At 74.1% G+C, this 24,730-nt stretch carries 18 protein-coding genes and 1 tRNA gene; 12 read left to right on the top strand and 7 right to left on the bottom strand.

The features are described 5' to 3' along the window. The first annotated feature begins 372 nt into the window (after positions 1-372). Positions 373-1,080, top strand: a complete 708-nt coding sequence (locus DNK53_RS02270) for a right-handed parallel beta-helix repeat-containing protein (protein ID WP_162599717.1) — start codon at positions 373-375, stop codon at positions 1,078-1,080. A gap of 97 nt (positions 1,081-1,177) precedes the next feature. Here the strand turns inward: DNK53_RS02270 and DNK53_RS02265 are convergent, their stop codons facing one another. After that, positions 1,178-2,503, bottom strand: a complete 1,326-nt coding sequence (locus DNK53_RS02265) for an exonuclease/endonuclease/phosphatase family protein (protein ID WP_162599716.1) — start codon at positions 2,501-2,503, stop codon at positions 1,178-1,180. A gap of 138 nt (positions 2,504-2,641) precedes the next feature. Beyond that, positions 2,642-3,529 carry an SGNH/GDSL hydrolase family protein gene (locus DNK53_RS02260; protein ID WP_110180667.1) on the bottom strand — a complete coding sequence of 296 codons (888 nt, stop codon included), beginning with the start codon at positions 3,527-3,529 and terminating at the stop codon, positions 2,642-2,644. A gap of 107 nt (positions 3,530-3,636) precedes the next feature. Here DNK53_RS02260 and lhgO point away from each other — a divergent pair, with 107 nt between their 5' ends. The 5 genes from lhgO (at position 3,637) to DNK53_RS02230 (ending at position 13,198) form a co-directional block, all read left to right on the top strand. Further along, positions 3,637-4,833, top strand: a complete 1,197-nt coding sequence (lhgO, locus tag DNK53_RS02255) for an L-2-hydroxyglutarate oxidase (protein WP_110180666.1) — start codon at positions 3,637-3,639, stop codon at positions 4,831-4,833. A 113-nt stretch (positions 4,834-4,946) separates the two neighbouring features. Further along, positions 4,947-6,857 carry a binary toxin-like calcium binding domain-containing protein gene (locus DNK53_RS02250; protein ID WP_162599715.1) on the top strand — a complete coding sequence of 637 codons (1,911 nt, stop codon included), beginning with the start codon at positions 4,947-4,949 and terminating at the stop codon, positions 6,855-6,857. A gap of 243 nt (positions 6,858-7,100) precedes the next feature. Beyond that, positions 7,101-11,282: an Ig-like domain-containing protein gene (locus tag DNK53_RS02245; protein ID WP_204163711.1), complete on the top strand. Its 4,182-nt coding sequence runs from the start codon at positions 7,101-7,103 to the stop codon at positions 11,280-11,282. A gap of 120 nt (positions 11,283-11,402) precedes the next feature. Next, a complete protein-coding gene (locus tag DNK53_RS02235; protein ID WP_110180664.1) occupies positions 11,403-12,578 on the top strand; it encodes a PAS domain-containing sensor histidine kinase in 1,176 nt (391 codons plus the stop codon). 128 nt (positions 12,579-12,706) lie between these two features. Beyond that, positions 12,707-13,198 carry a hypothetical protein gene (locus tag DNK53_RS02230; RefSeq protein WP_110180663.1) on the top strand — a complete coding sequence of 164 codons (492 nt, stop codon included), beginning with the start codon at positions 12,707-12,709 and terminating at the stop codon, positions 13,196-13,198. Between the two features lie 67 nt (positions 13,199-13,265). On the opposite strand, the gene DNK53_RS02225 is transcribed toward DNK53_RS02230, so the two are convergent. Further along, positions 13,266-14,054 carry an isocitrate lyase/PEP mutase family protein gene (locus DNK53_RS02225; RefSeq protein ID WP_204163710.1) on the bottom strand — a complete coding sequence of 263 codons (789 nt, stop codon included), beginning with the start codon at positions 14,052-14,054 and terminating at the stop codon, positions 13,266-13,268. Then, positions 14,051-14,227, bottom strand: coding sequence for a hypothetical protein (locus DNK53_RS17315; protein WP_162599714.1), 177 nt, complete (start codon positions 14,225-14,227; stop codon positions 14,051-14,053). The genes DNK53_RS02225 and DNK53_RS17315 overlap by 4 nt, the downstream gene beginning before the upstream one ends. A 125-nt stretch (positions 14,228-14,352) precedes the next feature. On the opposite strand from DNK53_RS17315, the gene nadE reads away from it, so the two are divergent. Further along, on the top strand, positions 14,353-15,168 hold the full coding sequence (nadE, locus tag DNK53_RS02220) for an ammonia-dependent NAD(+) synthetase (RefSeq protein ID WP_110180662.1): 816 nt from the start codon (positions 14,353-14,355) through the stop codon (positions 15,166-15,168). Between the two features lie 29 nt (positions 15,169-15,197). Here nadE and DNK53_RS02215 read toward each other — a convergent pair whose 3' ends face one another. Next, positions 15,198-16,094 (bottom strand): universal stress protein, encoded by an 897-nt coding sequence (locus tag DNK53_RS02215; RefSeq protein ID WP_110180661.1) that lies wholly within the window; start codon positions 16,092-16,094, stop codon positions 15,198-15,200. A gap of 183 nt (positions 16,095-16,277) precedes the next feature. Between DNK53_RS02215 and DNK53_RS02210 the strand changes: the two genes are divergently transcribed. From DNK53_RS02210 to DNK53_RS02200, 3 genes are all read left to right on the top strand, one after another. Next, positions 16,278-16,940, top strand: a complete 663-nt coding sequence (locus DNK53_RS02210) for a winged helix-turn-helix domain-containing protein (RefSeq protein WP_110180660.1) — start codon at positions 16,278-16,280, stop codon at positions 16,938-16,940. Next, positions 16,937-18,205 (top strand): MFS transporter, encoded by a 1,269-nt coding sequence (locus DNK53_RS02205; protein ID WP_110180659.1) that lies wholly within the window; start codon positions 16,937-16,939, stop codon positions 18,203-18,205. The genes DNK53_RS02210 and DNK53_RS02205 overlap by 4 nt, the downstream gene beginning before the upstream one ends. 82 nt (positions 18,206-18,287) lie before the next feature. After that, positions 18,288-19,907: a matrixin family metalloprotease gene (locus DNK53_RS02200; protein ID WP_110180658.1), complete on the top strand. Its 1,620-nt coding sequence runs from the start codon at positions 18,288-18,290 to the stop codon at positions 19,905-19,907. 127 nt (positions 19,908-20,034) lie between these two features. Here the strand turns inward: DNK53_RS02200 and DNK53_RS02195 are convergent. After that, positions 20,035-20,107 (bottom strand) — tRNA-Arg (locus DNK53_RS02195). 60 nt (positions 20,108-20,167) lie between these two features. Further along, a complete protein-coding gene (locus DNK53_RS02190) occupies positions 20,168-20,497 on the bottom strand; it encodes an ArsR/SmtB family transcription factor (protein WP_110180657.1) in 330 nt (109 codons plus the stop codon). 182 nt (positions 20,498-20,679) lie between these two features. Here DNK53_RS02190 and DNK53_RS02185 point away from each other — a divergent pair, with 182 nt between their 5' ends. After that, positions 20,680-22,524 (top strand): phosphoenolpyruvate carboxykinase (GTP), encoded by a 1,845-nt coding sequence (locus DNK53_RS02185; RefSeq protein WP_110180656.1) that lies wholly within the window; start codon positions 20,680-20,682, stop codon positions 22,522-22,524. Positions 22,525-22,782: 258 nt separating this feature from the next. Further along, positions 22,783-24,624: a phosphoenolpyruvate carboxykinase (GTP) gene (locus tag DNK53_RS02180; RefSeq protein WP_110180655.1), complete on the top strand. Its 1,842-nt coding sequence runs from the start codon at positions 22,783-22,785 to the stop codon at positions 24,622-24,624. Positions 24,625-24,730: the final 106 nt, after the last annotated feature.

Raw genomic sequence — 24,730 nt, 5'->3', positions numbered from 1 at the left:
TGACGGCCCGCGGCCGGCCGCGGCGTGGACGACCCCGGGGCTCGTGGACGCGCGGGGCGAGCCGGTGCAGGTGCCCGAGCCGCCGCCGCCCACGGGGAGGCGGATCGACGTCACCGCCCTGGGCGCCGACCCGGAACCGGGCTCGCCCGACGACGCAGCGCCGATCCGCGCCGCCCTCGCCGCTGCCCGCCCCGGCGACGAGGGGCACCTCCCCGCCGGCGCCTACGACCTGCGCACCGCGGACCCGGACGACCCGAGGACCCACCTGACGCTGGTCAGCGGGACGCGCTGCGCGGGGAGGGCGCGGACGAGACGGTCCTCCGCTCCTCGTTCGACGGCGACCACGACGCGGCTGTGGTGCAGGGCCGGGCGGTGGAGGACGTGACGGTCGCCGACCTCACCGTGACCTCGACGTACGACGGTGCGCTCGGCTCCGACACCGAGGACGAGGACGCCGGGGGCGGACCCATGTTCGGGGTCTTCGTCGGCAGCCAGGACGGGCGCGGCAGCAGGCGCGTCCTGGTCGAGCGGGTGCGCGTCGAGCGGTTCCAGCGCCACGGGATCTCGGTCAAGGCCAGCCGGGAGGTGACGGTCCGCGGCTGCGAGGTCCGCGACGCCACCAGCGTCGGTCCGGGTGGGGCCGGCTACGGGATCGCCGTGGAGGGGCTCGCCGACCGGCGGGACCCCGCCGCCGCCGACGACTCGCGTCACCACGTCGTCGTCGACGACGTGCTGCACGGCCACCACCTGCGGCACGCGATCCTGCTGCAGTTCCCCACCCACCACAACCTGGCGGCGCGCAACGTGGTCCGGCGCAGCCGCCTGGACGCGATCGACCTGCACGGCGAGGGGGAGTACGGCAACGAGGTCCGGGAGAACGTCGTGGTGGACGGCGAGCGGGCCGGGATCGCCCTAGGCAACTCCGGAGGCACGACCCACCGGCACGGGGCCAGCGGCGAGGGCAACTGGATCCACGACAACGTGCTCGTCGGCAACCGGGTGGGCGTCCTCGTCATCCTCGGGACGCCGGGCACCGTGGTCGAGCGCAACCGCGTCGTCGCCGACCGGCCCGCCCCCTGACCCGCCTGACCCGCCTGACTGTCCCCCGAAATGGTGTGTGCTCCGGTCGGGTCACCAGGTGACCCGACCGGAGCACGAAAGACCGGCGGGGGGCTGGTCAGCCCTTCTTCTTGCCGCCCTTCTTGCCGCCCTTGCCCTTGCCCTTGCCCTTGCCCTGGTCGGCCTTGGCCGCCTTGAGCTTCGCGACGACGCCGGCGTGGTCGGAGGGCCACAGGCCGGAGGCCGAGTCACGGTCCTTCAGCTCGTCGCCGGTCACCTCGGCCTTCTTGACCGCCATCGGCGTGCCGTCGGGGGTGCGGGTGAGGACGAAGTCGATCCGGTGGTCGAACCCGGCCGGGGTCGGGTCGTTGACCAGCTCCGACAGGCCGGAGGTCCACCCCTTGGCAGCCGGCGCCCACTCCAGCCACTGGTCGGTGAAGCCGACCTCGTCGGTGAGGTAGTCGTAGGCGGCCTTGTGCGGGACCGTGTCGCCGGGCTTGACGCTGCTGTCGAGCGGGTCGGAGTTGCAGTCGCAGACCATGATGGTCGTCCGCTTCGGCTGCACCAGGGTGGTCCCGATCTCCTGCGCCTGCGCGAGCGCGAGGTCGGAGCCGGCGGCTTCGAGGTGGGTGTTGACGAACCGGTAGCGGTCCTTGCCGGCCTTGAGGTCGACGTACTGCCAGCCGCGGTCGAAGTTCATCGGCAGCACCCCGCCGAGCTTGACCTCGAGGTTGCTGGTGAAGATCCCGTCGCCGGTGTCGAGCACCTTGCCGGAGCCGACCCGCTGCAGGATCACGTCGTGCATGGTGAGCCGGATGTCGCGCTGGTTCTGCTGGGTGGCGTTCCAGGCCGGCGCCTCGACGTCGGCGCGCTGGCCGACCACGGCGATCTTGTACTTGGCGCCGATCTCCTTCAGCTCCTGCTTGAGGAGGGCGAGGAAGTCGTAGGCCACGGTCTCGGAGTTAGGCGTGGCGAGGCCCTGACCGAAGGTGGTCTCGACCGGGCCGGTGCGCCACAGCGCGACCTCCTGGAGGCCGACGAGGTCGGGCTTGGCCCGCTTGATCTCCTTGGCGAGCAGGGTGGCCCGGAGCGGGAAGTTGGTGGCCTCGACGTTGGCCCAGGTGGCGTCGGCCGCGGTGGCGACGGCGTTGAGCACCTCGGGGAACGACTTGCCGGCGGCCAGCGCCTCGTTGGCCGCCTGGACCGGGCGGAAGATGTCGCCGCCGAGGTAGATGTTGCGGGTCATCACCGTGATCGGCTTGGCCCTGCCCTTGTTCTTGGCCCCCGGCTTGCCCGGCTTCGCGGGCTTGGCGTTCGCCGACTTCTGCTCCCCCTGCCCGCCGGGTGCGGCGCTCGCGGAGGCGAGGCCGAGCGGGACGGCGAGCACGAGGGACAGCAGCGCGGCTGCCATCCCCTTCGTCGAGTGGCGCGTGCGTGTGGTCATGCGTGTGTTCCCTTTCCCCAGGTGAGGCCCTGATCCTGCGTCCGGGCCACACCCCGTGGCAATGGCCGGCCGGGAAAATCTGTGTCGTGGGTCACGCGTGGGGGCGTGCGGGTGTCACGCGGTCGGGCTCGGGGGACCTCACCGCCGGGCGCCGAGCGCCTCGGCGACGGCGTCGGCGTACGCCGCGTAGCCGGCCGCGGTCGGGTGGAACGCCCCCGGGTCGGTGAGCCCCAGGATCCACGGGTCGGCGGCGTTGGCGCCGTGGCCGACGAAGCGCTGGGTGACGTCGACGAAGGCGAACCGGTGTCGCCGCGCCGCGGCGCGGAGCGTCGCGTTGAGCAGGTCGGCGCCCTCGTTGAGCTGCTCCTGCTCGGCGGGCGAGGCGAAGACGTAGTCGCCGGCCTCGGGGGAGAAGAGCCGCGGGTAGCCGGTCACCACGACCAGCGCCAAGGGAGCCCGCCGCCGCACCTGGCGGTGGACGTCGTCGAGGAGGGCGGGCAGCTCGTCGCTGATCCGGGTCCGGATCTCGGCCTGCGTCGCCGCGCACGCCTCGTCGGTGCCGAGCAGGCAGTCCCGCACGGCCCGGCTCCAGCCGATGTCGTTGCCGCCGATGCTGAGCGTGACCAGCCGGGTGCGCCGGTCGAGCGCCTCCAGCTGGCTCGGCTCCACGCCGCCGGGCGCGCCCTCGAGCAGGGTCGTGGTGGTCGCCCCCGCGCAGGCGACGAAGTCGTCGAGCACGAAGCGGAAGACCCACAGCCGCAGGCCGTCGAGCAGCCCGGCGTACGACGAGTCGGAGCGGCCGCAGGTCGCCGAGTAGGGCGGCACGCCGTAGCCCGAGCCGTAGGAGTCGCCGAGCGCGTCGTAGTCGAGCGTGAGGCCCGGCGGCGTGGGCCGAGGTCGGTCCGGCTTCGCGGCCTGGCTGCCGGGCAGGGTCGGCAGCACGAGCAGGGCCAGCGCCAGGAGCAGGGACGACAGGGCGGCGAGCGGCGCCCGGCCGGGGCGGCGGGCGGGGCGGGGCGAGGTCATGGTCGACGGTAGGACCGCGGACGGCCCGCTGGGAAGGGTGCGTCCGCGCCGATCTCACCGGGGGAACGGGATTGTCGGGGGCGCACGAAGGGTGGTGGAGTGCGGGCATGGTGGAACGGACGCTGGGCGTGGTGGGCGGCGGCATCGTGGGGCTGGCCGTGACGCGCGAGCTCGGCCGCCGCTTCCCCGGGGCCCGGGTCCTGGTGCTGGAGAAGGAGGACCGCCTCGGGGCCCACCAGACCGGCCACAACTCGGGCGTCGTGCACGCGGGGCTCTACTACCGGCCCGGCACGCTCAAGGCCGAGCTCTGCGCCCGCGGCCGGTCGCTGCTGCGCGACTACGTCGCCGAGCGCGGCCTGCCGTGGGAGGAGTGCGGCAAGCTCGTGGTCGCCGTCGACCGCGACGAGATGGGCCGCTTCGACGCCCTCGAGCAGACCGCCCGGGCCAACGGGGTGCCCGGGCTGCGTCGCCTGGCGGGGCGCGACCTCGCCGAGGTCGAGCCGCACGCCGTCGGCCTCGCCGCCCTGCACTCGCCCCGGACCGCCATCACCGACTACGTGGCGGTGGCCCGCGCGTTCGGCGACGACGTCGTGGCCGCCGGCGGCCGGGTGCTGCTCTCCACCCCGGTGACCGGCATCCGGCGGCGCGGCACCCGCGTCGAGGTGGCCACCCCCGACGGGCACCACCTCGTCGACCACCTGGTCGTCTGCGCCGGCCTGCACGCCGACCGGGTCTCGGCCCCCGCCGACGGGCTGGAGGAGCCCCGGATCGTCCCCTTCCGCGGGGAGTACATGGCGGTACGCCCGGCCAAGCAGGACCTGGTCCGGGGGATGGTCTACCCGGTGCCCGACCCGCGCTACCCGTTCCTCGGCGTGCACTTCACCCGCCGCGTCCACGGCGGCCTCGAGGTCGGGCCCAACGCCGTGCTCGGGCTGGCCCGGGAGGGCTACCGGCGCCGCGACGTCGACCTCGCCGACCTCCGCGAGCTCGCGGCGTACCCCGGTTCGTGGCGGCTCGCCGCGCAGCACTGGCGCACCGGCGTCAAGGAGCTGCGCGGCAGCCTCTCGGTGCGCGCCTACATGGCGGTCGCGAGTCGCTACGTCCCGGCGATCGGCGCCGACGACGTCGTCCGGGCGGGCGCGGGCGTCCGCGCGCAGGCGGTGGACCGGGACGGCTCACTGGTGGAGGACTTCCGGATCGGCCACGCCGACGGCGTCACGACGGTCCGCAACGCGCCCTCGCCCGCGGCGACCTCGAGCCTGGCGATCGCCGAGCACGTCGTGGACCGCGTGCGCCTCTCCTGACCGGCCCTTGCGCCGGGGACGGCTGTGCAGATTGCGAAGCGAGCGGCGTACCCAATAACGGGTATGCCTCGTTGTGTTGGCACACCGTCCGGGAGAGGGAGAGGAGCCGACACATGACGACATCGAGGAAGCGCGACCACCGAGGTCCGGGAGGCGGTCGGGCAGGGGGCTCGACGTGGCGCCGGGGGGTGGTCGGCACCACGCTGCTCGGGCTGCCGCTGCTCGGCCTCCCCGTGGTGGCGCTGGGCGGCGCCCCGGCCCACGCGGTGCCGCACGGCGAGGCGTCGTACGGCGCCTCCGCCGAGGCCGGCGTCCTGGCCCTGGGGGCGCTCGACCTGGGCGTCGCGCAGGTCGTGGACGCCACGGTCGGCCGCGCCGCCGGCGCGGTGGCCTCGCGCGGCACGCCCGCGTCGACCGCCGAGGCGAGCAACTTGGCCGCCGAGCTGGCCGGGCTCCCGGTCGGGCTGCTCGCCCGCTCCAGCCAGAGCGCGCCGCCCGACAACCAGGCGCCCGCGAGCAACGGCAGCGACGGGGGCACGGTCCCCGGGCTGCTCTCGCTGGGGGTCTCCGACACCAGCGCGTCCGCCCGCTGGGCGGGGGAGCGGTGCGTCTCGACGACGACGCCGCTCTCGGCCTCCGAGGTCAGCACCGCCGACCTCTCGCTGCTGCCGCTGCCGGTCGGCACCGACTCGGTCGAGGTGCTGCGCGCCTCCGGCGCGCTCAGCGCCTCGCAGAGCACGCGGCTGCTCCCCGCGGAGGGACCGGCCGGCAGCCGGCAGGTGGTGGCCAGCGCGCGGGGCTCGGCGGCGGACGTCGACCTCTTCGACGGGCAGGTGGGGGTCTCGGTGGTCTCCGCGCCCGAGCTCACCGCGACCGCGGACGGGCAGCGGCCCGCCCGGGTCACCTGGTCGGCACCCGTGGTCACGGTGGAGGTCGCCGGCAACCCGCGGACGCTGCCGGCGGACGGCTCCCCGCTGGACGTCACCCTGCCGGCCAACCCGCTGCTCGGCGTCGAGCTGCGGCTGGGCCAGCTCTCCGACGTCGTGGAGGCGGGCGACGGCACGGTCGCCTCGGCCAGCGCCTCGGTGCTCGAGGTCGAGGCGTCGCTGCTGGGCGTGACCGTGGTCGACCTCGCGCTGATGCCCCTCTCGGCCCGGGCCCAGGCTCCGGTCGGCGGCGTGCAGTGCCCCGACGGCGGGACGCCGGAGGGCGGCACCGACAGCGACGGTGACGGGGTGGTCGACGAGGACGAGGTCGCCGGCGGGACGGACCCGGACGACGCCGACACCGACGGCGACGGCGCCACCGACGGCGAGGAGGTCGCCGCCGGCACCGACCCGCGCGACCCCCGCAGCGTGCCGGCCCCGAAGCCCGGGGCCGCGACCGACTCCGACGGCGACGGCCTCACCGACGCCCGCGAGATCGAGCTCGGCACCGACCCGGCGAGGGCCGACACGGACGGCGACGGGCTGACCGACGGCCAGGAGGTGTCGGGCTCGGAGAACACCCGCTGGGGCCAGCAGCCGACCGACCCGACCAAGGCCGACACCGACGGCGACGGCCTCAAGGACCGGCGCGAGATCCGCGGGATCAAGATGGGCAAGAAGGTCGTGCTCGCCAAGGGCAAGGGCAAGGGCAAGGGCAAGGGCAAGAAGGCGAAGCAGCCCCGGACCCGCAGGATCGGCCTCGTCCGGACCAACCCCAGCAAGGCCGACACCGACGGTGACGGGCTGAAGGACAAGGCCGAGATCAAGGGCCGCAAGGTCAAGCGCCAGGTCGTCCCGCTCCGCAACGGCCGGGTCGTGCTCAAGCGGCTGAAGTCCAACCCGCTGCGCAAGGACACCGACCGCGACGGCCTCAAGGACAAGGCCGAGGTCACGGGCAAGCGGAACAAGAAGTTCGGGAAGCGCCGGACCGACCCCGCCCACCACGACACCGATCGCGGTGGCCTGTCGGACAAGCAGGAGATCAGGCGCGGCTCCGACCCGGCCAACCACTTCAGCAACCCGGGGCGGCCCCGCTGAGGCTGCTCGTCCCTCGCTGACCGGCCCGTCCGACAGGAGAGGCGTGCCCGACCCGCCAAGACGGCGGCGGGTCGGCTCGCTTCCTCCTGCCGGGCGGGTCCTCCCGGTCGCATGGAACATGTTCACATACCCGCAGTAGGTGTCACCTGCTTGAAACATGAAGGAGATCGTCGGGCAACGCGCGGTTCCTAGCGTCCGCGACAGGCCGGTCCCCGCCGGCCAGTCAGCGAAGGAGCCCAGCGCTTGAACCACACGACACGGAGGCGCGGCCGCCTGGCCGTCCTCCCCCTCCTCGCCGCCCTCGCGGCGCCAGCCGTCCCCGTCTCCGCCCTCCTCACCCCGGCGCAGGCCGAGCCCGCAGCACCGGCCGCCACCGGCCCGGTCACCGCGGCCGAGCTGCCCGACCCGATGGAGCGCGGTGACTTCACCCCCGCCACGATCCAGGAGACCCGGCTCGGCACGGTCGCCCTCCACGAGCCCGACTCCTCGGGCGCGGCCCCGCAGGCCGGCACCGCCCGGGCGGCCGAGGAGATGGAGATCCGCGGGTCCCTCTACTACCCGGCCGACCGCTCCGAGCCCTCCCCGGTGCTCGTGCTGGTCCACGGCAACCACGGCTCCTGCGACGCCGGCCAGAACACGGCGACCATGTCGTGCACCGAGTTCAAGCGCAACGAGGCCGGCTACGCCTACCTCGGCGAGAACCTCGCGACCTGGGGCTACACCACCTTCTCGGTCTCGATGGACCAGCTGATGATGCGCCAGGACAACGCCAAGGGGAAGGGGATGCACCAGCGTCGCCGGCTGATCGCCGCCTCGCTGGACGCCCTCGCCGCCGCCAACGCGCCCGGTGGGCTCCCGGTCACCCCCACCGCGACCATCGGCGACACGCTCGCCGGCAGGCTCGACATGACCCGGATCGGGCTCATGGGCCATTCCCGGGGCGGCGACGCCGTCACGAGCTTCATCGACTACAACCGCCAGCGCACCGACGGCCCGCGCTACCCGCTGCGCGGCGTCATCTCCCTCGCGCCGGTCGACTACGAGCGCAAGGCGCCCTACGGGACGCCGTACCTCTCGATCCTGCCCTGGTGCGACGGCGACGTCTCCAACCTGCAGGGTGCGCGGTTCTTCGAGCGCAGCCAGTACGTCAACGGCGCCGACCCGTTCCCGCGGATCCAGAGCTCCCAGCTCGGCGCCAACCACAACTGGTACAACACCGTCTGGTTCGCCGACGGCCAGGACGGCGGCAACGTCGCCGACGCCGGCTGCGGCAACTCCGCGCCCACCAACAACAACAACGTGCAGCCGAACAACCACCGGCTCTCGGGCGCGGCCAGCCACGACCCGTGGTCCTACGTGATCGACAACTCCGACACCTACAACCCGCTGGTCAACACCAAGATCTCGGGGGACCCGGCGCGGATGGGCGACCAGGAGAAGATCGGCCTCGCGACGATGGGCGCCTTCTTCCGGCGCTACGTCGGCGGCGAGGGCGCGTTCGAGCCCTACATGACCGGTGAGCTCTCCGACACCGAGTCGCACCTGCAGATCCCCGAGTCGGCGTGCCCGACCAGCCCCTCGGGCCGCGCGATCGGCTGCGAGGAGCGGGTCTCCACGAGCTACTTCCCGGGCACCCAGGAGCGGGTCGACGTGATCCGTCCCGAGGTCCAGGCGCCGCTCGAGGTCAACGCGCTCGGTGGCGCCCTCAAGGGGAAGGGGTTCGCCAACCCCTACCTCGCCGACGGCGGCGTCCCGGTCCCGCCGACCACCCCGGGCGGCCTCGACTGGTGCAACCCCGAGCCCGACGACTTCGCGCCGGCGCAGCTGGGCAAGTCGACCCAGCCGACCGCGGTGAAGCCGTGCCCGCTGCCGGGCAAGGCGGCGCTGGGCGGCCAGAACGGCATGCGCGAGAACTCGCCCGTCAACCACTCCTACGGCCGCCAGCTCGCGCTGGCGTGGGAGGAGGGGCGGACGGCGACGCTGACCGCCGAGATCCCGGCCGCGTCGTCCGACGTGAGCGGCCTCGAGGCCCTCGCGATGGGCGCCGACGTCAACTACTTCGACCTGCGCAACCCGGGCGCCGTCGCCGACCGCAGCAGCCAGCCGCCGGTCAGCTGGGACCCCGCCGCCACCACCCAGGACTTCGTCATCGCCCTCACCGACACCGAGGGCAACGAGGGCACGGTCCGCGCGGGTGACGAGCGCTGGGGCAACGCCCTGCACATGTCGACCGGCAACCAGACGTCGCGGATGCACATCGTCCTCGACCAGGTCCGGGTGCCGCTCGCCGAGTTCGCCGCCCAGGGCGTCGACCTCACCTCGGTGGACAGCCTCGAGCTGCGCTTCGGCGTCGACGGCACCCCGGCGTCGGGCTCGATCCAGCTGGCCGACGTCCGGTTCCAGGAGGCCGCCTCCGGCGACCTGCTGCTCTCCGACGGCACCGCGCTCGACCAGGGCGCCGGTTCCGGCCCGCCCGCCAGCGGCCCGGACCCGGCCGACCTGATCGACGCGTACGACGTCACGCCGGGCAACCTGGCGCTCCTCGACACCGTCGGCACCGAGGGCGCCAACACCACCTGGCTCGTCGACGACGACCGCGCGCAGTGCCCGACGGCCAACACCACCTCCATCCAGGACGCGATCGACCTCGCGTCGCCGTGGGACACGATCGTGGTCTGCGCCGGGGTCTACGAGGAGTCCTCGACCCCGGTCTTCCACGCCTCCAACCCGGTGGCCACCGGGGCGGTGAACGGCCTGACCATCACCAAGCCGCTGAAGATCAAGGGCGCGGGCGCCGACAAGGTCACCATCAGGCCCGACCAGTCGCGGGAGACGCTCGCCGGCACCACGCCGTACCTGCGTGACGGGGGCGGCAACGTCGTCACCGTCTCCCGGCAGTCGCTGGGCTCGACCGACACCAACGAGATGTTCGTCGACATCTCGGGCGTCACCATCACCTCGGGCTCCGTGTGGGCCGAGGCGGGCATCGCCTTCTTCGGCGCGGCCGGCCGCGTCTCCGACAGCGTCGTCGGCCCCCTGCGGACGGCGACCACCGCGGCCGAGCTGGCGGAGCACCCGCACGGCTGGGGCGTGGTGAAGACCGGGCTGGTCAAGGGCGAGGGCCCCGGCACGGTCGAGAACGAGGTCACGGTGGCCGACAGCCGGGTCCACGGCTACCAGTCCGGCGGCATCCTGTTCGACGGGGCCAGCGGCCCCGACGGGCGGTCCGCCAACACGACCCGGACCGGGACCATCCACAAGGGCCACGTCTCCGGCACCGTCGTGACCGGCCGGCCCCAGGCCGTGGTGCCGCAGACCGGCATCGCCTTCACCAGCGGCGCCACCGGCTTCGTCCGCAGCAGCCGGGTCACCGGGAACTTCTTCCGGCCCGACCCGTCGAAGTCGTACGGCGTGCTCCTGACCGACGCCGGGACCGAGAAGGCGGGGGCGCTCACCGTCTCCACCAGCTCGCTGACCGGCAACGGGTACGCCGTCTTCAACGGCAACGCCGACGGCAGCGGGGTCCGCGAGGGCGCCCCGGTCGTCGTCTCCGGCACCCACCTCGGGACCGGCAACCCGGTCGTGGGCGGCCCGGCCGACCCCACCGCCGGGCTGGAGGCCGTCTCCGGGCGCGACTCCGGCAACGCCCTGACGGTGACCGTCCAGTCGCGGGCCTCGAGCGTGCCGGCGTCGGTGCCGACCCGCGAGGCCTCGGTCACCGACGTCGCCCCCACCGCCGCGGTGGTGGACCCGGGTGTCGGCCTCGAGGTCGAGGTGGGCGAGAAGGTCGCCCCGCTGGTCCGGGCGTCCGACGACCACGCGGTCCGGTCGGCGGCGCTCTACGCCGACGGCGAGCTGGTCGACGTCGTCGACTCCGCGCCGTACGCCTTCACCTGGAAGGCCGCGGAGGCCGGTGAGGTCACCTTCACCGCGGTGGTCACCGACTCCGCCGGGCAGGAGACCACCTCCGCCGGCCTCACGGTGACGGTGCTCGAGCCGGCGCCCGAGCCCACCGACGGTCCGACGCCCAGCGCCGGTCCGACGCCGACCGACGGTCCCACGCCGAGCGCGGGTCCGACGCCGAGCGCGGGTCCGACGCCGAGCGCGGGTCCGACGCCGACGACGGGGGCCACCCCGGCGCCGACGGCGACCGTGGGCAAGGTCAAGGTCGACCGGAAGAGGGGCACGGCCAGGATCCGGGTCGAGACGGGCGTCGACGGCGTCCTGGTCCTGAGCGGCAAGAAGGTCGTCGCGGTCGCGAAGCAGACCACCGGCAGCCGCCAGCTCACGGTCCGGCTCAAGCCGGCGCTGCGCAAGAAACTTGCGCGCACGGGCAAGGCGAGGGTCTCGGTGACGGTCACCTTCACCGACCCGTCGGGCCGCCGGGCCAGCACCAGCCGGAAGGTGGTGCTGCGCAAGGGCTGACCGGGTACGTCACCCACCGGGGGCGCAATGCGGCCAAGTGCCCGTGCGCCCCCGGTGTTCGTGTGAGGATGACCGCGCCCGGCCGCCGGCCGGACCGTGGGGAGCGAGCGGAGGCGTGCGATGAGCGGGTGGGACGGTCACCGTCCGGTGCACGACGTGCGCTCGCTGGTGGAGGGTGCCGAGCGCTACCGGTCGCTCTTCACCCACAACCCGCACGCCGTCTTCTCCCTCGACCTCGAGGGCCACTTCACCGACGTCAACCCCGCCGCCGAGCAGCTGAGCGGCCGGGACGCGGCCGAGCTCATGGGGATGCACTTCTTCGAGGTCATCGACGCCGCCGACCACGAGCGGATCCTGGGCCTCTACCTCGAGGTGGTCGCGGGCGAGCCCCGGCAGGCCTCCTCGCGCCTCGTCCGCGCCGACGGGGAGGTGCGCGACATCTCGCTGCTGGCGGTCCCCGTGATGGTCGACGACGCCGTGGTCGGGGTGCACGGGGTCGCGGAGGACGTGACGGAGCGCAACCAGGTGGCCGTCGAGCTCCTCGCCGCCCGGCAGGTCGCCGAGGAGGCCAACGCGGCCAAGTCGCACTTCCTGGCCAACATGAGCCACGAGCTGCGCACCCCGCTCACCACCGTCCTGGCCACCGCCGAGCTGCTCGCCGACTCGGGCCTGGACCCGGTGCAGGCCCGCTTCGTGGAGTCGCTGTGCCGCAACGGCGAGCGACTGCGTGGCCTGATCGAGGACATCCTCGACATGACCGGCATCGAGGCCGGCACCCTGCGGCTGCGCCCGCGGCGGGTGGAGCTCCGCGAGGTGCTCGGCGAGGCCGTGGAGTGGGCCCGCGAGCGGGCCAACGCCAAGGGCATCCCGCTGGACGCCGTGCTGGCGCCCGAGGTCGACCTCTGCTGTGTCCTGGACCCCTTGCGCCTCGGCCAGGTCCTGACCAACCTCCTGGACAACGCCGTGAAGTTCACCGACACCGGGCGGGTGGCGCTCGCCGCCGACCTGGTCACGGACGGGGCCGGGGGCGCCGCCGAGGAGTCGCCCACCCTCCGGGTCGTCGTCCGCGACAGCGGCACGGGCATCCCCGACGACCTCCACGAGCGCGTCTTCGGCGCCTTCACCCAGGCCGACCCCTCCGTCACCCGCCGCCACGAGGGCGCGGGCCTGGGCCTGGCGATCTGCCGCGAGGTGGTGGCGCTCATGGGCGGCCGGCTGGTCATGCGCTCCGCCCCCGGGAGGGGCACCGAGGCGACCGTGACGGTCCCCCTCACCTGCCCGCCCGCCGAGGGGTGAGGAGTCGCCGGGGCCGGGTGACGTACGGCGCGTGTCCGCGGTCGCGGCGCCCGTCCGGGAGGGTCCTCGCGCTGCGCTAGTTTCGCTGGCGCACGCGGGCCCTCGACCGTCGCGTGCGAGGGGGGATCGTGAAGAGCTCGGCTGTCTTCCTGGCGGTGATCGCCTTCGTGCTCGGCCTGTGGGGCTGGTCCCGGTGGGGCGGGGAGGACGGCCGCGAGGCGCGTCCGCCGCAGCGCGAGGTGGCGGTCGCGGTGGACGCCACCATCGACCCGCTGGCCCTGCCGCTCCACCTCCCGGTGAGCCTCCCCGACGGCTTCGGCTGGGTGGGGGAGGCGCAGCGCGAGCACCGCGACGGCGAGGTCGTCGCGGCGACCACCGCCTTCCAGGCGGCCTCCGGCGACGTCGTCTCGCTGTGCGCGGCCCCGGCGGCCGACCCCACGGGGTGCCGCCCCGAGGGCGCGATCGCGGGCGAGCTCGAGCGCCGGGTCGGCGACCACGTCGTGCTGGTGCGGCCGGTGCGCGGCAGCTTCGCCTCCGCCGAGCAGAGGCGCTTCTGGGAGCGGGTCGACCTGGTGGCCGACCCCGCCCTCGTCCCCTGGCTCCCCGCGTCCTCGAGATAGTCCCCCGCGTTCTGACCAGCGACACGCCGGTGCGGGTGGTCAAGATGTCGGGGACTACCCCGGTGAACTAGTTGAGGGGGCGCACGGAGTCGGGGACGCCGCCGCCGCGGTGCACGTCCTCGACGAGCTCCTGCAGCGCGGTGAGGGCGACGCGCTGCGACAGCGGGCCGTAGGAGACGCGGGCGACGCCGAGCTCCTCGAGGCGACGCAGGGGCGGGACGCCGGGCAGGCCGATCAGCGTGAGCCGCTGCGGGCCGAGCGCGTCGACCAGCGTCGAGACCTCGTCCTCGGTGAGCGCGCCCGGCACGAAGACCACCGGCGCCCCCGCCTCGAGGAAGGCCCGGCCCCGCTCGACGGCGTCGGCCAGCACCTCCCCGCGGTCGCGGTCCTTGCCGAGCACGAAGGCGTCGGTGCGGGCGTTGAGCACGAAGTCGTCGACGCCCTCGGCGCGGGCCGCCTCCATCACCTGCTCGACGACGCGGACCGCCTCGTCGAGGGGCTTCATCTGGTCCTCCAGGTTGGCGCCCACCACCCCGACGCCGATGGCGCGTCGGACGGTGTCGGCCGCGTCGCCGTACCCCGCCTCCAGGTCGGCGCTGACCGGCAGGTCCGTGGCGGCGACGATCCGGGCGACCTCGGCGAGCATCTCGTCGACGGGGATGTTCTCGCCGTCCTCGTAGCCCCGGGAGGCGGCGATCGAGTGGCTGGCGGTGGCCAGCGCGAGGGTGCCCTCGGTGCCGGCGACGACCTTCGCCGACACGACGTCCCAGACGTTGACGACGGTGAGCAGCTCGGGCGCGCGGTGCAGCCGCAGCAGCTCGCCGGCCCGGCCCACGACCTCGCGCCGCGCGCTCACGGCCGGCCCAGGATCAGGCAGGCGGCGGCCCGGCGGAGCCGCCAGGGGAGCGCGGGGACGGTGCCGGCGATCCGGTTGACCACGGTGGTGCCTCTCTGCTGCGCCCGGGCCGGTGGCCCGAGCAGGGGAAGTGGGCCGCCGATCGGGTCGGCGGCCCCCGGGTCGTACCCCACCGCCGCGACCGCAAACCGGTGGCGTCCGGCATGAAGGGCGGCGGGTCGGGAACAGGGTCGGGGGCAGGCGGGCCCGCCCCGGCGGGACCCCAGTCCAGCAGCCACCACCGACAGCGGAGGACGAGATGAGCCAGACCCCCCGGCAGCAGGAGATCGCGCGCGCCCTGGGCGTGGTCCCCGACCTCGACCCGGCGGCCGAGGCGGAGCGCCGGATCGCCTTCCTCGCCGACTACCTCACCGGCGCGGGCGCGTCGGGCTACGTGCTCGGGATCTCCGGCGGCGTCGACTCCACCGTCGCCGGCAAGCTCGCCCAGCTCGCCTGCGAGCGGACCGGGAAGCGGTTCACCGCCATGCGCCTGCCGCACGGCGTCCAGGCCGACGAGGACGACGCCCGCGCGGCGCTCGACTTCATCGGCCCCGACGAGGTGCTCACCGTCGACATCAAGCCGGCCGTCGAGCCGCTGCACGCCGCCACCACCCCGACGGGCGGCTACACCGACCGCGGCCAGGGGGACTTCGTCAAGGGCAACATCAAGGCCCGGATGCGGATGGTCGCCCAGTACGCCGTCGCCGGGCGGCTCGGCGCCCTGGTGATCGGCACCGACCAGGCGGCCGAGGCGCTGATGGGCTTCTTCACCAAGCACGGCGACGGCGCCGCCGACGTCACCCCGCTGGCGGGCCTGACGAAGGGCCAGGTCAAGGAGGTGGGCAGCCACCTCGGCGCCCCCGACGAGCTGGTCCAGAAGGTCCCCACCGCCGACCTCGAGGAGGACCGCCCGGCGCTGCCGGACGAGACGGCGTACGGCGTCACCTACGCCGAGATCGACACCTACCTGACCGGCGGCGAGGTCTCGGAGGAGGCGCGGGCGATCATCGAGGCGGCCTACGACCGCACCGCCCACAAGCGCGCCCTGCCGGCCGCGCCCGTCGAGCTGGGCTGAGCGCCGGGCGCGGTCGTCGGGCGGACCGGTCAGGCCTCGTCCTCCGCCAGGGGCACGACCATGACGGGGCAGTGCGCGCCCGCCAGCACCGCGCGGGCCCGGGAGCCGAGGCGCGGCGACAGCGGGCCGCGCCGTCCGTGCCGCCCGACCACGACCATCCGGGCGGTCCGGGAGGCCTCGACGAGCGCGTCGGGCGCCCAGTCGTGGACCACCCTCGCGTCCGGGGTCGGCCCCTCCTCCTCCGCGCCGAGCCGGACGGCCACGCGGTGCAGGGAGTCGAGCGCGGCGGTGCGCCAGTGCTCGTCGTCGGCGAGCAGCTCGTCGTAGGCGCCGGGCAGTCGCCAGGCGTGGAGGAGGCGCGTGCCCCAGCCGTGCAGCGCGGCCTGGGCCGTCGCGGCGCGGACCACCTCCCGGGGGCCGCCGTCCTCGTGGACGCCGACGACCAGGAGGTCCTCGCGCGGGATTGCGTCGTCCTCCTGCTCGGCGGCCGGGACCGAGACCACCGGGCAGTGCGCGTGGGCGGCGACGCGGGCGGTGGTGGAGCCGGTCACCATGCGCACGAGGCGGTGCACGTGCTGGTGCTGGAGCACCACCCGCGCGGCGTCCCGGCTGAGCTCGCTGAGCAGCGAACCGGGGGAGCCGTGCCCGACGACGGTCGCGACGCGGACGTCGGTCCCCGCGGCGGCCTGGAGCTCCGCGAGCTCGCCGGCGACGTCCGCCACGATGGTGCGGGCCAGCTCGGCCCACGACTCCTCGTAGGTCACCAGGACGCCGCCGGGCGGCGGCGGAGGTGCGGGCGCGACCGCGTGGACCAGGGTCACCGGCCGGTCGAGGCGGCGCGCCTCGTCGAGCGCGAACCGCAGGGCCTCGGTGTTCTCGCCGGGACCGGTGACGCCGACCAGGACGGATCCGGGCAGCGCGTTCATGGCAACCTCCTCGGGCCGGGGACGGGGCCGCAGGACGGTCGCCTGCGTCCTCACCTGCCACGTTAGCCCTGCCCGGGCCCGAGGGCACCCCGTGGCCCCACGGTGACTCCAAGGTCACACCGACGGCGCACCCATAACGCAAAGAGTATTTGCAAAGAGGCTTTGCAATGTCAGGATGGCGACATGGAGAAGCACGAAGGACCCGGGGGCCGCCCGACGGCCGTCCTCGACGCGGCGGCGCTCACCGCGCTCGCCCACCCGCTGCGCAGCCGGCTGCTGGGGCTGCTGCGGATCGACGGTCCCGCCACGGCCAGCGGCCTGGCCGCCCGGCTGGGGGAGTCCAGCGGCCTCACCAGCTACCACCTGCGCAAGCTGGCGGAGGTGGGCCTGGTCGCCGACGACCCCGACCGCGGCGACCGCCGGGAGCGCTGGTGGCGCTCGGTCCACGAAGGGACCAGCTGGTCGACGGCCGACTTCCTCGGCGACGCCACGGCCTACCGGGCCACCCAGGAACTGCGCCGCGGGCTCTACCGCTGGCAGCTCGGCCTCCTGGAGGGCTGGCTCGCCGAGGAGTCGCAGTGGGACGACGCCTGGGTCGACGCCGCCGGTACCGACGACGACGTGCTCGAGCTGACGCCGTCCGCGCTCAAGGCGATGCAGGCCGAGCTGTGGGAGGTCGTGCAGCGCTACCGCAGCCGGCCGCCGCCGCCCGAGGGCGACGAGCCGGTCAGCCGCGTCATGTGGATCCAGCACACGGTCCCGCTGAACGACACGGTCCCGCTGAACGACAGGGTCCCCGGGGGCGACGGGGTCCCCGGGGGAGACGGGGACGGGGCGCCGCGATGACGCTCACCGAGCGCGAGGTCCGCCGCCGCTTCCTGGTGCTGGTCGCCCTGCGCTGGCTGCCGACGGGATTCCTCATGCCCGTCCTCGTGCTGCTGCCGCTCGACCGCGGCCTCACCCTCTCCGAGCTGGGGCTGGCGGTCGCGCTGCAGGGCCTCGTCGTCCTGGCCCTCGAGCTCCCCACGGGCGGGCTGGCGGACTCCCTGGGCCGGCGCCGGCTGCTGCTCGCCGCCCAGGCGGTCTCGCTGGTCTCGCTCGGCGTGCTGCTGGTCGCCGAGAGCCTCGTGGCCTTCGCCGCCGTCTTCGCCCTGCAGGGCGTCCACCGCGCGCTCGACAGCGGTCCCCTCGAGGCCTGGTACGTCGAGTCCGCCCGCGCCGCGGACCCCGGCACGTCGATCGAGGCCGGCATGGGCGCGCAGGGCGCGGTGCTCGCCGTCGCGATCGCGGCCGGCTCGGCGACCAGCGGCCTGCTGGTCGCCTGGGACCCCGTGCCCGGGCTCGCGGCGCTGGCGCTGCCGGTGGTGGTCGCGCTCGCCCTGCAGGCGGTGACGCTGCTGGTCACGGCCGTGCTGATGGTGGAGGCGCCTCGGCCGACGGCGGGCGCCGGCACGTGGGCCTCGGTGGTCGCCACCCCGCGGGTGGTCCGCGCCGGGTTCGCGCTGGTCCGGGCCGACCGGGTGCTGCTCGCCCTGGTCGCCGTGGAGCTCTTCTGGGGCTTCGGGATGGTCGCCTTCGAGTCGCTCACCCCGGTCCGGCTGGCCGAGGTGCTCGACAGCGACCGTGCCGCCGCGGCCGTGCTCGGACCGGCCGCCACGGGAGCGTGGCTGGCCTCGGCGGCCGGGGCGGCCGCGACGCCGTGGCTGTGCCGCCGGTGGGGGGTCGCCACCACGGCGGCGGTCATGCGGGTGGCGCAGGGAGCGGCGGTGCTGGCGATGGGGCTGCTGGCCGGCGTCGCGGGGATCCTCGTGGCCTACCTGGCCTGCTACTGCGTCCACGGGCTCTCCAACGCCGCCCACATGACGCTGCTGCACGAGCGCGCCGACGACGGTGTCCGGGCCACGGTGATCTCGCTCAACTCGATGGTCGCGCAACCGGCCGGGGCGCTGGGGATGGTCGCGCTCACGGCGCTGGCCGACGTCGCCTCGGTGGGCCTTGCCATGGTGGTCGGCGGCGTCGCCCTGGCCGTCGCCGCCCCCCTCTACCTGCCCGCTCGCCGGGCCGGTCGCGCATCCGCGGGAACGAGGGACGAGGCGGCCCGCGTCGTGTGAGCATGGGCGCTGCGGCGCGGCGTACGACGCTCGCGCGCGACCGCCGGGGGAGACCCCCGAGGAACGACCCGAGGAAGACGACGTGCCCACTCCCACGCCTCCTGCCGACCGCTGCCCCGGCCGCGCCGCGGACGGCGCCGGACGCCGTGCCCTGGCCGCGCTGCTCGGCACCGCCGCCGTGGTCGCCGTCGCCGCCGCCGTCGTGGTGGTCCCGGCGTCGCCGGCCCCGGCGCGCACCGGGGTGACGGTCGAGGTGCGCGCCGACGCGGCAGCGGTCGCCCGTCCGGGACCGCGCGCCCGCCGGGCGACGGTCGCCGTGGGGGGTCGCGTGGTGCTGGCAGGCCGCCTCCCCGGAGGGGTGCGGCGCCCGTACGTCGTCGTGGACGGCGGTCGGACCGTGCTGCGCGGCCGCACGGCGGGGACGGGGCGGTTCCGCCGCGTCGCCCGGGCGGGCGCGGTGCCGGGCACCCGGACCTTCGTCGTGCAGGCGCGCCGGCACCGAGGGCTGGGCCCCGCTCGCCGAACCTTCCACGTCCGCGTCGTCGGCTCGACCCCGACCGCCCGGCCCACCGCGTCGCCGACCCCGCTGCCCACCGACGGCCCGAGCGGCACGCCCGCCCCGACCGCAGAGCCGACCGCGACGCCCGGACCGACCGACGGTCCGACGGCCGGTCCGACGGCCTCGACGGCGACGCCGGGCCAGGTGCCGCGCACGCCCCTGACGCTGCAGCCGACGCCGACCGCGGCCCCGACCCCCGACCAGCTCGCCCACTGGGCGGTCCCGACCGTGAGCTCCCGGACGGGCCAGCGCCTCGTCATCGAGGGCACCGTCACGGGGGCGGTCGTCGCCGGCCGCACGGTCCAGGTGCAGCACGAGCTCGAGGACGGCTGGCGCACCCTGGCCACGACGACCTCGGCCGCCGACGGCTCCTACCGGGTCGCGCTGGCGACCGACTGGCTCTTCCGGACCCCCGCCCGCGTCGTCGTCCCGGCGGCCGGCGAGCTGGCCGCGGCGACCTCGGCCGTCGTCGACGTGGCGAGCGTCCCCGGCTGGTCTCCGGCAGGGACGGCCACCGACTGGCGGTCCCTGGACGGTGACACCCGGTGGCGCTGGGACCCCTGCACGCCGATCGGCGTCCGGCTCAACGTCGGCAGCGGACCCACCTTCCTGCGCGCCGCCACCCTGGCCGCGCTCGACGACGTCGCCGAGGGGACCGGGCTGCGGTTCGCCCTGCTCGGGGACACCGACGTCGTGCCCTGGCCCACGGACGGCCGGCCCTACCCGGCCGACACCGATCTCGTCATCGCCCACGGCCCCCAGTCCCTCACCGAGCAGGACGTCTCCGGCAGCGTGATCGGCGTCGGCGGCGTGAGCGCCGGCCGGGAGGCGAGGGACGCGCGCGGCGCGGTCGTCCGGACGACCGAGGGCGGGGTCTTCCTCGACGCCGACGCCCAGCTCACCTACGACAAGGCCGTCAACCTCGTCCGGCACGAGCTCGGCCACGCCGTCGGACTCGGCCACGCCTCGGGGAGGGCGCAGGTCATGTACCCCTCGCTCCAGCTGCTCGACCGGTTCGGTGCCGGTGACCTCGGCGGCTTCCGGAGCGTCGGTCGGCAGACCGGCTGCATCGAGCCGCTCGCCCGCCGGGCGATGGTGTCGGCGCTGCAGGACGGGCCGGTGCCGCCGGCTCCGCTGCCCTGACCTCGGCCACCTCGCAGGGTCTGCGGTGGATCCCAGTCACCAGGTGACTGCGAACCGCCGCAAAGCCCCGGGGGACGCGCCTCGGGACGCAGAAAGACCCCGGTCGCGGGACCGGGGTCTTGATCTGCGCGCCTGTAGGGATTCGAACCCCAAACCTTCTGATCCGTAGTCAGATGCTCTATCCGTTGAGCTACAGGCGCCCGCCCTCGCACGAGACGAGGACTGGAAGAGAGTAGCCGATCCCCCCGGCCCGGGCGAAATCAGGAGGTCTCGCGCAGCTCGCCGAGCAACGCCTCGGTGTCGCTCCAGACCGAGGCGAGGATCTGTCGACCGGCGGCGAGCAGGTCGGCGATCTGGGGGCTGGCGACGGCGTACGTCACCGTCGTCCCCTGGCGCGCGGAGGTGACCAGGCCGGCGCGGCGGAGCACCGAGAGCTGCTGGGAGAGGTTGGAGGCCTCGACGCCGATCTCGGCGAGCAGGTCCTTGACCGGCATCGGCTGCTGGACGAGCAGCTCGAGCACCCGCACGCGGGTCGGGTGGCCCAGGGTGCGGAAGAGGTCGGCCTTGGCCTCGTAGAGAGGGACTGCCATGATGCGCGCACCTCCTCCGGGGGTAGTCTCACTGCGCGTGCACACTACATGAGTTGAAGAACTCTTCAACTAGGGTGCACGCAGAGCAGAACCGTGCTCGGGCTGAAGCAAGTCGGCCCGGGCGACACCCCGGGCGATGGTGTCCGGGCACCAGCACTTCCACAGGTAGGGAGCAAGGCACGATGGCAGACGTTGAGGCGGCGCTGGACGCAGCCGGGTTGACGAACCCGCACGTCCGTGACTACGTGAAGTACTACGCGGAGCTGACCGGGGCGGAGCGGGTCGAGGTCGTCACGGCGGCCGACGACGACCGCCTCATCGCCGAGGCGCTCGAGGCCGGCGAGCTCGAGCCCGCCGGGGAGGGTCGCTACTACTCCCGCAGCTACCACAAGGACACGGCCCGCTCCGAGGAGCGCACGATCGTCGCCACCAACGACGAGAAGGACAAGGGCGTCTACAACAACTGGCGCCCCGCGTCGGAGATGAAGCCCCTCCTCGAGGACCGCATGCGCGGCGCCTCGAAGGGCAAGACGATGTACGTCGTCCCTTACCTGATGTCGCCCCCCGGCAACGAGCTCGCCCCCTGGGCGGCCGGCGTCGAGCTGACCGACACCCGCACCGTCGTGCTGCACATGATCCGCATGGCCCGCGTCGGCGTCGAGCACATCAACGAGCTCGAGGACCAGAACAGCTTCGTCCGCGCCGTCCACGTGACCGGCGACCTGGAGAACCTCGGCCAGGGCACCCCGGAGGACCAGCGCTACTTCGTCACCATCGGCGACGAGCGCACCATCCTGCACTTCGGCTCGTCGTACGGCGGCAACGCGCTGCTGGGCAAGATCGCCCACGGCCTGCGCCAGGGCGCCTACGACGGCTGGGCGTCCAAGAAGTTCCTCGCCGAGCAGTACATGCTCATCGGGATCCACGACAAGGAGACCGGCAAGGACTACCACGTCTGCGGCGGCTTCCCGAGCGCCTCGGGCAAGACCAACCTCGCGATGATGCTGGCGCCGGACGCCCTGGGCGACCGCTACCACGTCTCCTTCTACGGCGACGACATCGCGTGGCTCTGGGTGGACGAGAAGACCGGCCGCCTCATGGGCATGAACCCGGAGTACGGCGTCTTCGGTGTCGCCAAGGACACCAACGAGACCACCAACCCGACCGCGCTCAAGTCGGTCGACCCGGGCACCAAGACGATCTTCACCAACGTCGCCTACAACCCGAAGACCCAGGAGGTCTGGTGGGAGGGCCGCACGCCCGAGCCGCCGGCCGACGTCGACGGCTGGCTCGACTGGAAGGGCAACCCGATCGCGGAGCGCTCCGAGGCCGAGAAGAACGACCCGTGGGCGCACCCGAACAGCCGGTTCACCACCACGCTGGACAACGTCCCCAACATCGCGCAGGACTACGACGCCGCCGCCGGCGTCCCGATCGACGCGATCATCTTCGGTGGCCGCACCCGTGACCGCGAGCCGCTGGTCCGCGCGATCCACGACCTGGCCGAGGGCGTCTACGACGGCCTCACCCTGGGCGCCGAGGCGACCTTCGCCGCCGAGGGCGTCGAGGGCCAGCTGCGCTACGACCCGATGTCCAACCGGCCGTTCATGGCCTACGGCGAGGGCGACTACGCCCAGCACTACCTGGACGTCGTCGGCGCCGCCAAGGAGCAGCCGATCTTCGCCCACGTCAACTGGTTCCAGCGCGACCCGGAGGACGGCCACTTCCTGTGGCCGGGATACCGCGAGAACCTGCGCCCGCTGCTCTGGCTGCTCCAGCTCAAGAACGGCGAGGTCAAGGGCAACCGCACCCCGGTCGGCATCCTGCCGACCGAGGAGGAGCTCAACCTCGACGGCCTCGACCTCCCGGCCGAGGACCTGCAGCGGATCCTGAGCATCGACAAGGAGCGCTGGCAGCAGGAGATGGGCTTCCGCGAGGAGCACCTCAAGGGCTTCGAGCGGATGCCCGAGGCGATCTGGGAGGCCCACCGCCGCGTGGCCGCCGAGCTCGACCAGTACGAGGGCTGAGCCTCCGGCTCACCAGCCCGCAGCACCCGCAGCACCCGCAGTACCCCGAGGACGTCATCAGGTCCGGTCGCCAGGGCGGCCCGACCTGATGACGTCCCGGCGATTTCAGGGGAGGCAGGACGGCGACGCGAGCCCGTCGTCCGCCGTGGATCGATCCAATTCGCGCGGGCGTCGCCGCGGGCTAACCTCGCGGCACCCATCCCGCCGGGCAAAGGTGCCGGGCGACATGATCACCCGCACCGCGCGAGAGGGACAGGCATGACTGCCACGATCGACAACGCCCAGACCAGCCCGGCACTCACGAGCCACGCAGGCATCCTCGCCTGGGTCGAGGAGATCGCCGCGCTGACCAAGCCGGCCGACATCCACTGGTGCACCGGCTCCGACGAGGAGTGGGACCAGCTCACCCGGGCCCTCGAGGCCACGGGCACCTTCACCCGCCTCAACCCGGCCCTCAAGCCCAACTCCTTCCACGCCGCCTCCGACCCCACCGACGTGGCGCGCGTCGAGGACCGCACCTACATCTGCTCCGTCGCCGAGCGCGACGCCGGCCCCACCAACAACTGGATGGAGCCGGAGAAGATGAAGGAGCTCATGCGTGGGCTCTACGACGGCTGCATGGCCGGCCGCACGATGTACGTCATCCCCTTCGTGATGGGCCACCTCGACGCCGAGAAGCCGATGTTCGGGGTCGAGATCACCGACTCCGCCTACGTCACCGTCTCGATGCGCGTGATGGCGCGGATGGGCACCGAGGTGCTCCGCCGGATGGAGGAGCTGGACGCCGCCGGCCAGGAGGTCGCCTGGGTGCCGGCGCTGCACTCCGTCGGGATGCCGCTGGCCGAGGGCCAGGCCGACGTCGCGTGGCCCTGCAACGACACCAAGTACATCGTCCAGTTCCCCGAGGAGCGGATGATCTGGAGCTTCGGCTCCGGGTACGGCGGCAACGCGCTGCTGGGCAAGAAGTGCTACGCCCTGCGGATCGCCAGCGTGATGGCGCGCGACGAGGGCTGGATGGCCGAGCACATGCTCATCCTCAAGCTCACCAGCCCGGCCGGCGTGACGAAGTACGTCGCCGCCGCGTTCCCCAGCGCCTGCGGCAAGACCAACCTGGCGATGCTCGAGCCGACGATCCCCGGCTGGAAGGTCGAGGCGATCGGCGACGACATCGCGTGGATGCGGATCGGCGAGGACGGCCGGCTGTGGGCGGTCAACCCCGAGTTCGGCTTCTTCGGCGTCGCTCCGGGCACCAACGAGCACACCAATCCGAACGCGATGCGGACCATCAACAAGGGCAGCTCGGTCTTCACCAACGTCGCGCTCACCGAGGACGGCGACGTCTGGTGGGAGGGCCTGGAGAACCCGCCGGCGAGGGCCACGTCCTGGAAGGGCGAGCCCTGGACGCCCGACAGCACGGAGCTCTCCAGCCACGCCAACAGCCGCTACTGCACCCCGATCAAGCAGTGCGACATCCTCGCCGCCGAGTACGACGACCCGCGCGGCGTGCCGATCGACGCCATCCTCTTCGGTGGGCGCCGGCGCACGACGATCCCGCTGGTCACCGAGGCGCGCGACTGGACGCACGGCACCTTCATGGGCGCCACCCTCTCCTCCGAGACCACCGCCGCGGCGGTGGGCGCGGTCGGCGTCGTGCGCCGCGACCCGATGGCGATGCTCCCCTTCATCGGCTACAACGCCGGCGACTACTTCGCCCACTGGGTCGCCATGGGCAAGGAGAACGACGAGTCCCGGCTGCCGAGGATCTTCTACGTCAACTGGTTCCGCCGAGGCGAGGACGGCGACTTCCTGTGGCCCGGCTTCGGCGAGAACAGCCGCGTCCTCAAGTGGGTCATCGACCGCCTCGAGGGTCAGGCCGCGGCCGTCGAGACGCCGATCGGCCACGTGCCGGCCCCGGGGTCGCTCGACGTCGACGGCCTCGACCTCACCGACGAGAAGCTGGCTGCCGCGCTCGCGGTCGACGTGGAGGAGTGGAAGGCCGAGCTCCCGCAGATCCAGGAGTGGTTCGAGAAGTTCGGCGACGACCTTCCCGGCGTCCTGTGGTCCGAGCTCGACACCCTGAGGGCGCGCCTCGAGGCGTGAGCCGCCCCTGACGGCAGCCCGGTGACCGGCCGACGCCGGCCGGCCCCGCCGCGACCGGCACCACGACGCCCCCGACCCCCGCCCGGGTCGGGGGCGTCGCCGTACC

This window comes from Nocardioides solisilvae (assembly GCF_003194625.1).
Classification (GTDB): Bacteria; Actinomycetota; Actinomycetes; order Propionibacteriales; family Nocardioidaceae; genus Nocardioides; species Nocardioides solisilvae.
This window is presented reverse-complemented; position numbering and strand designations above follow the sequence as displayed.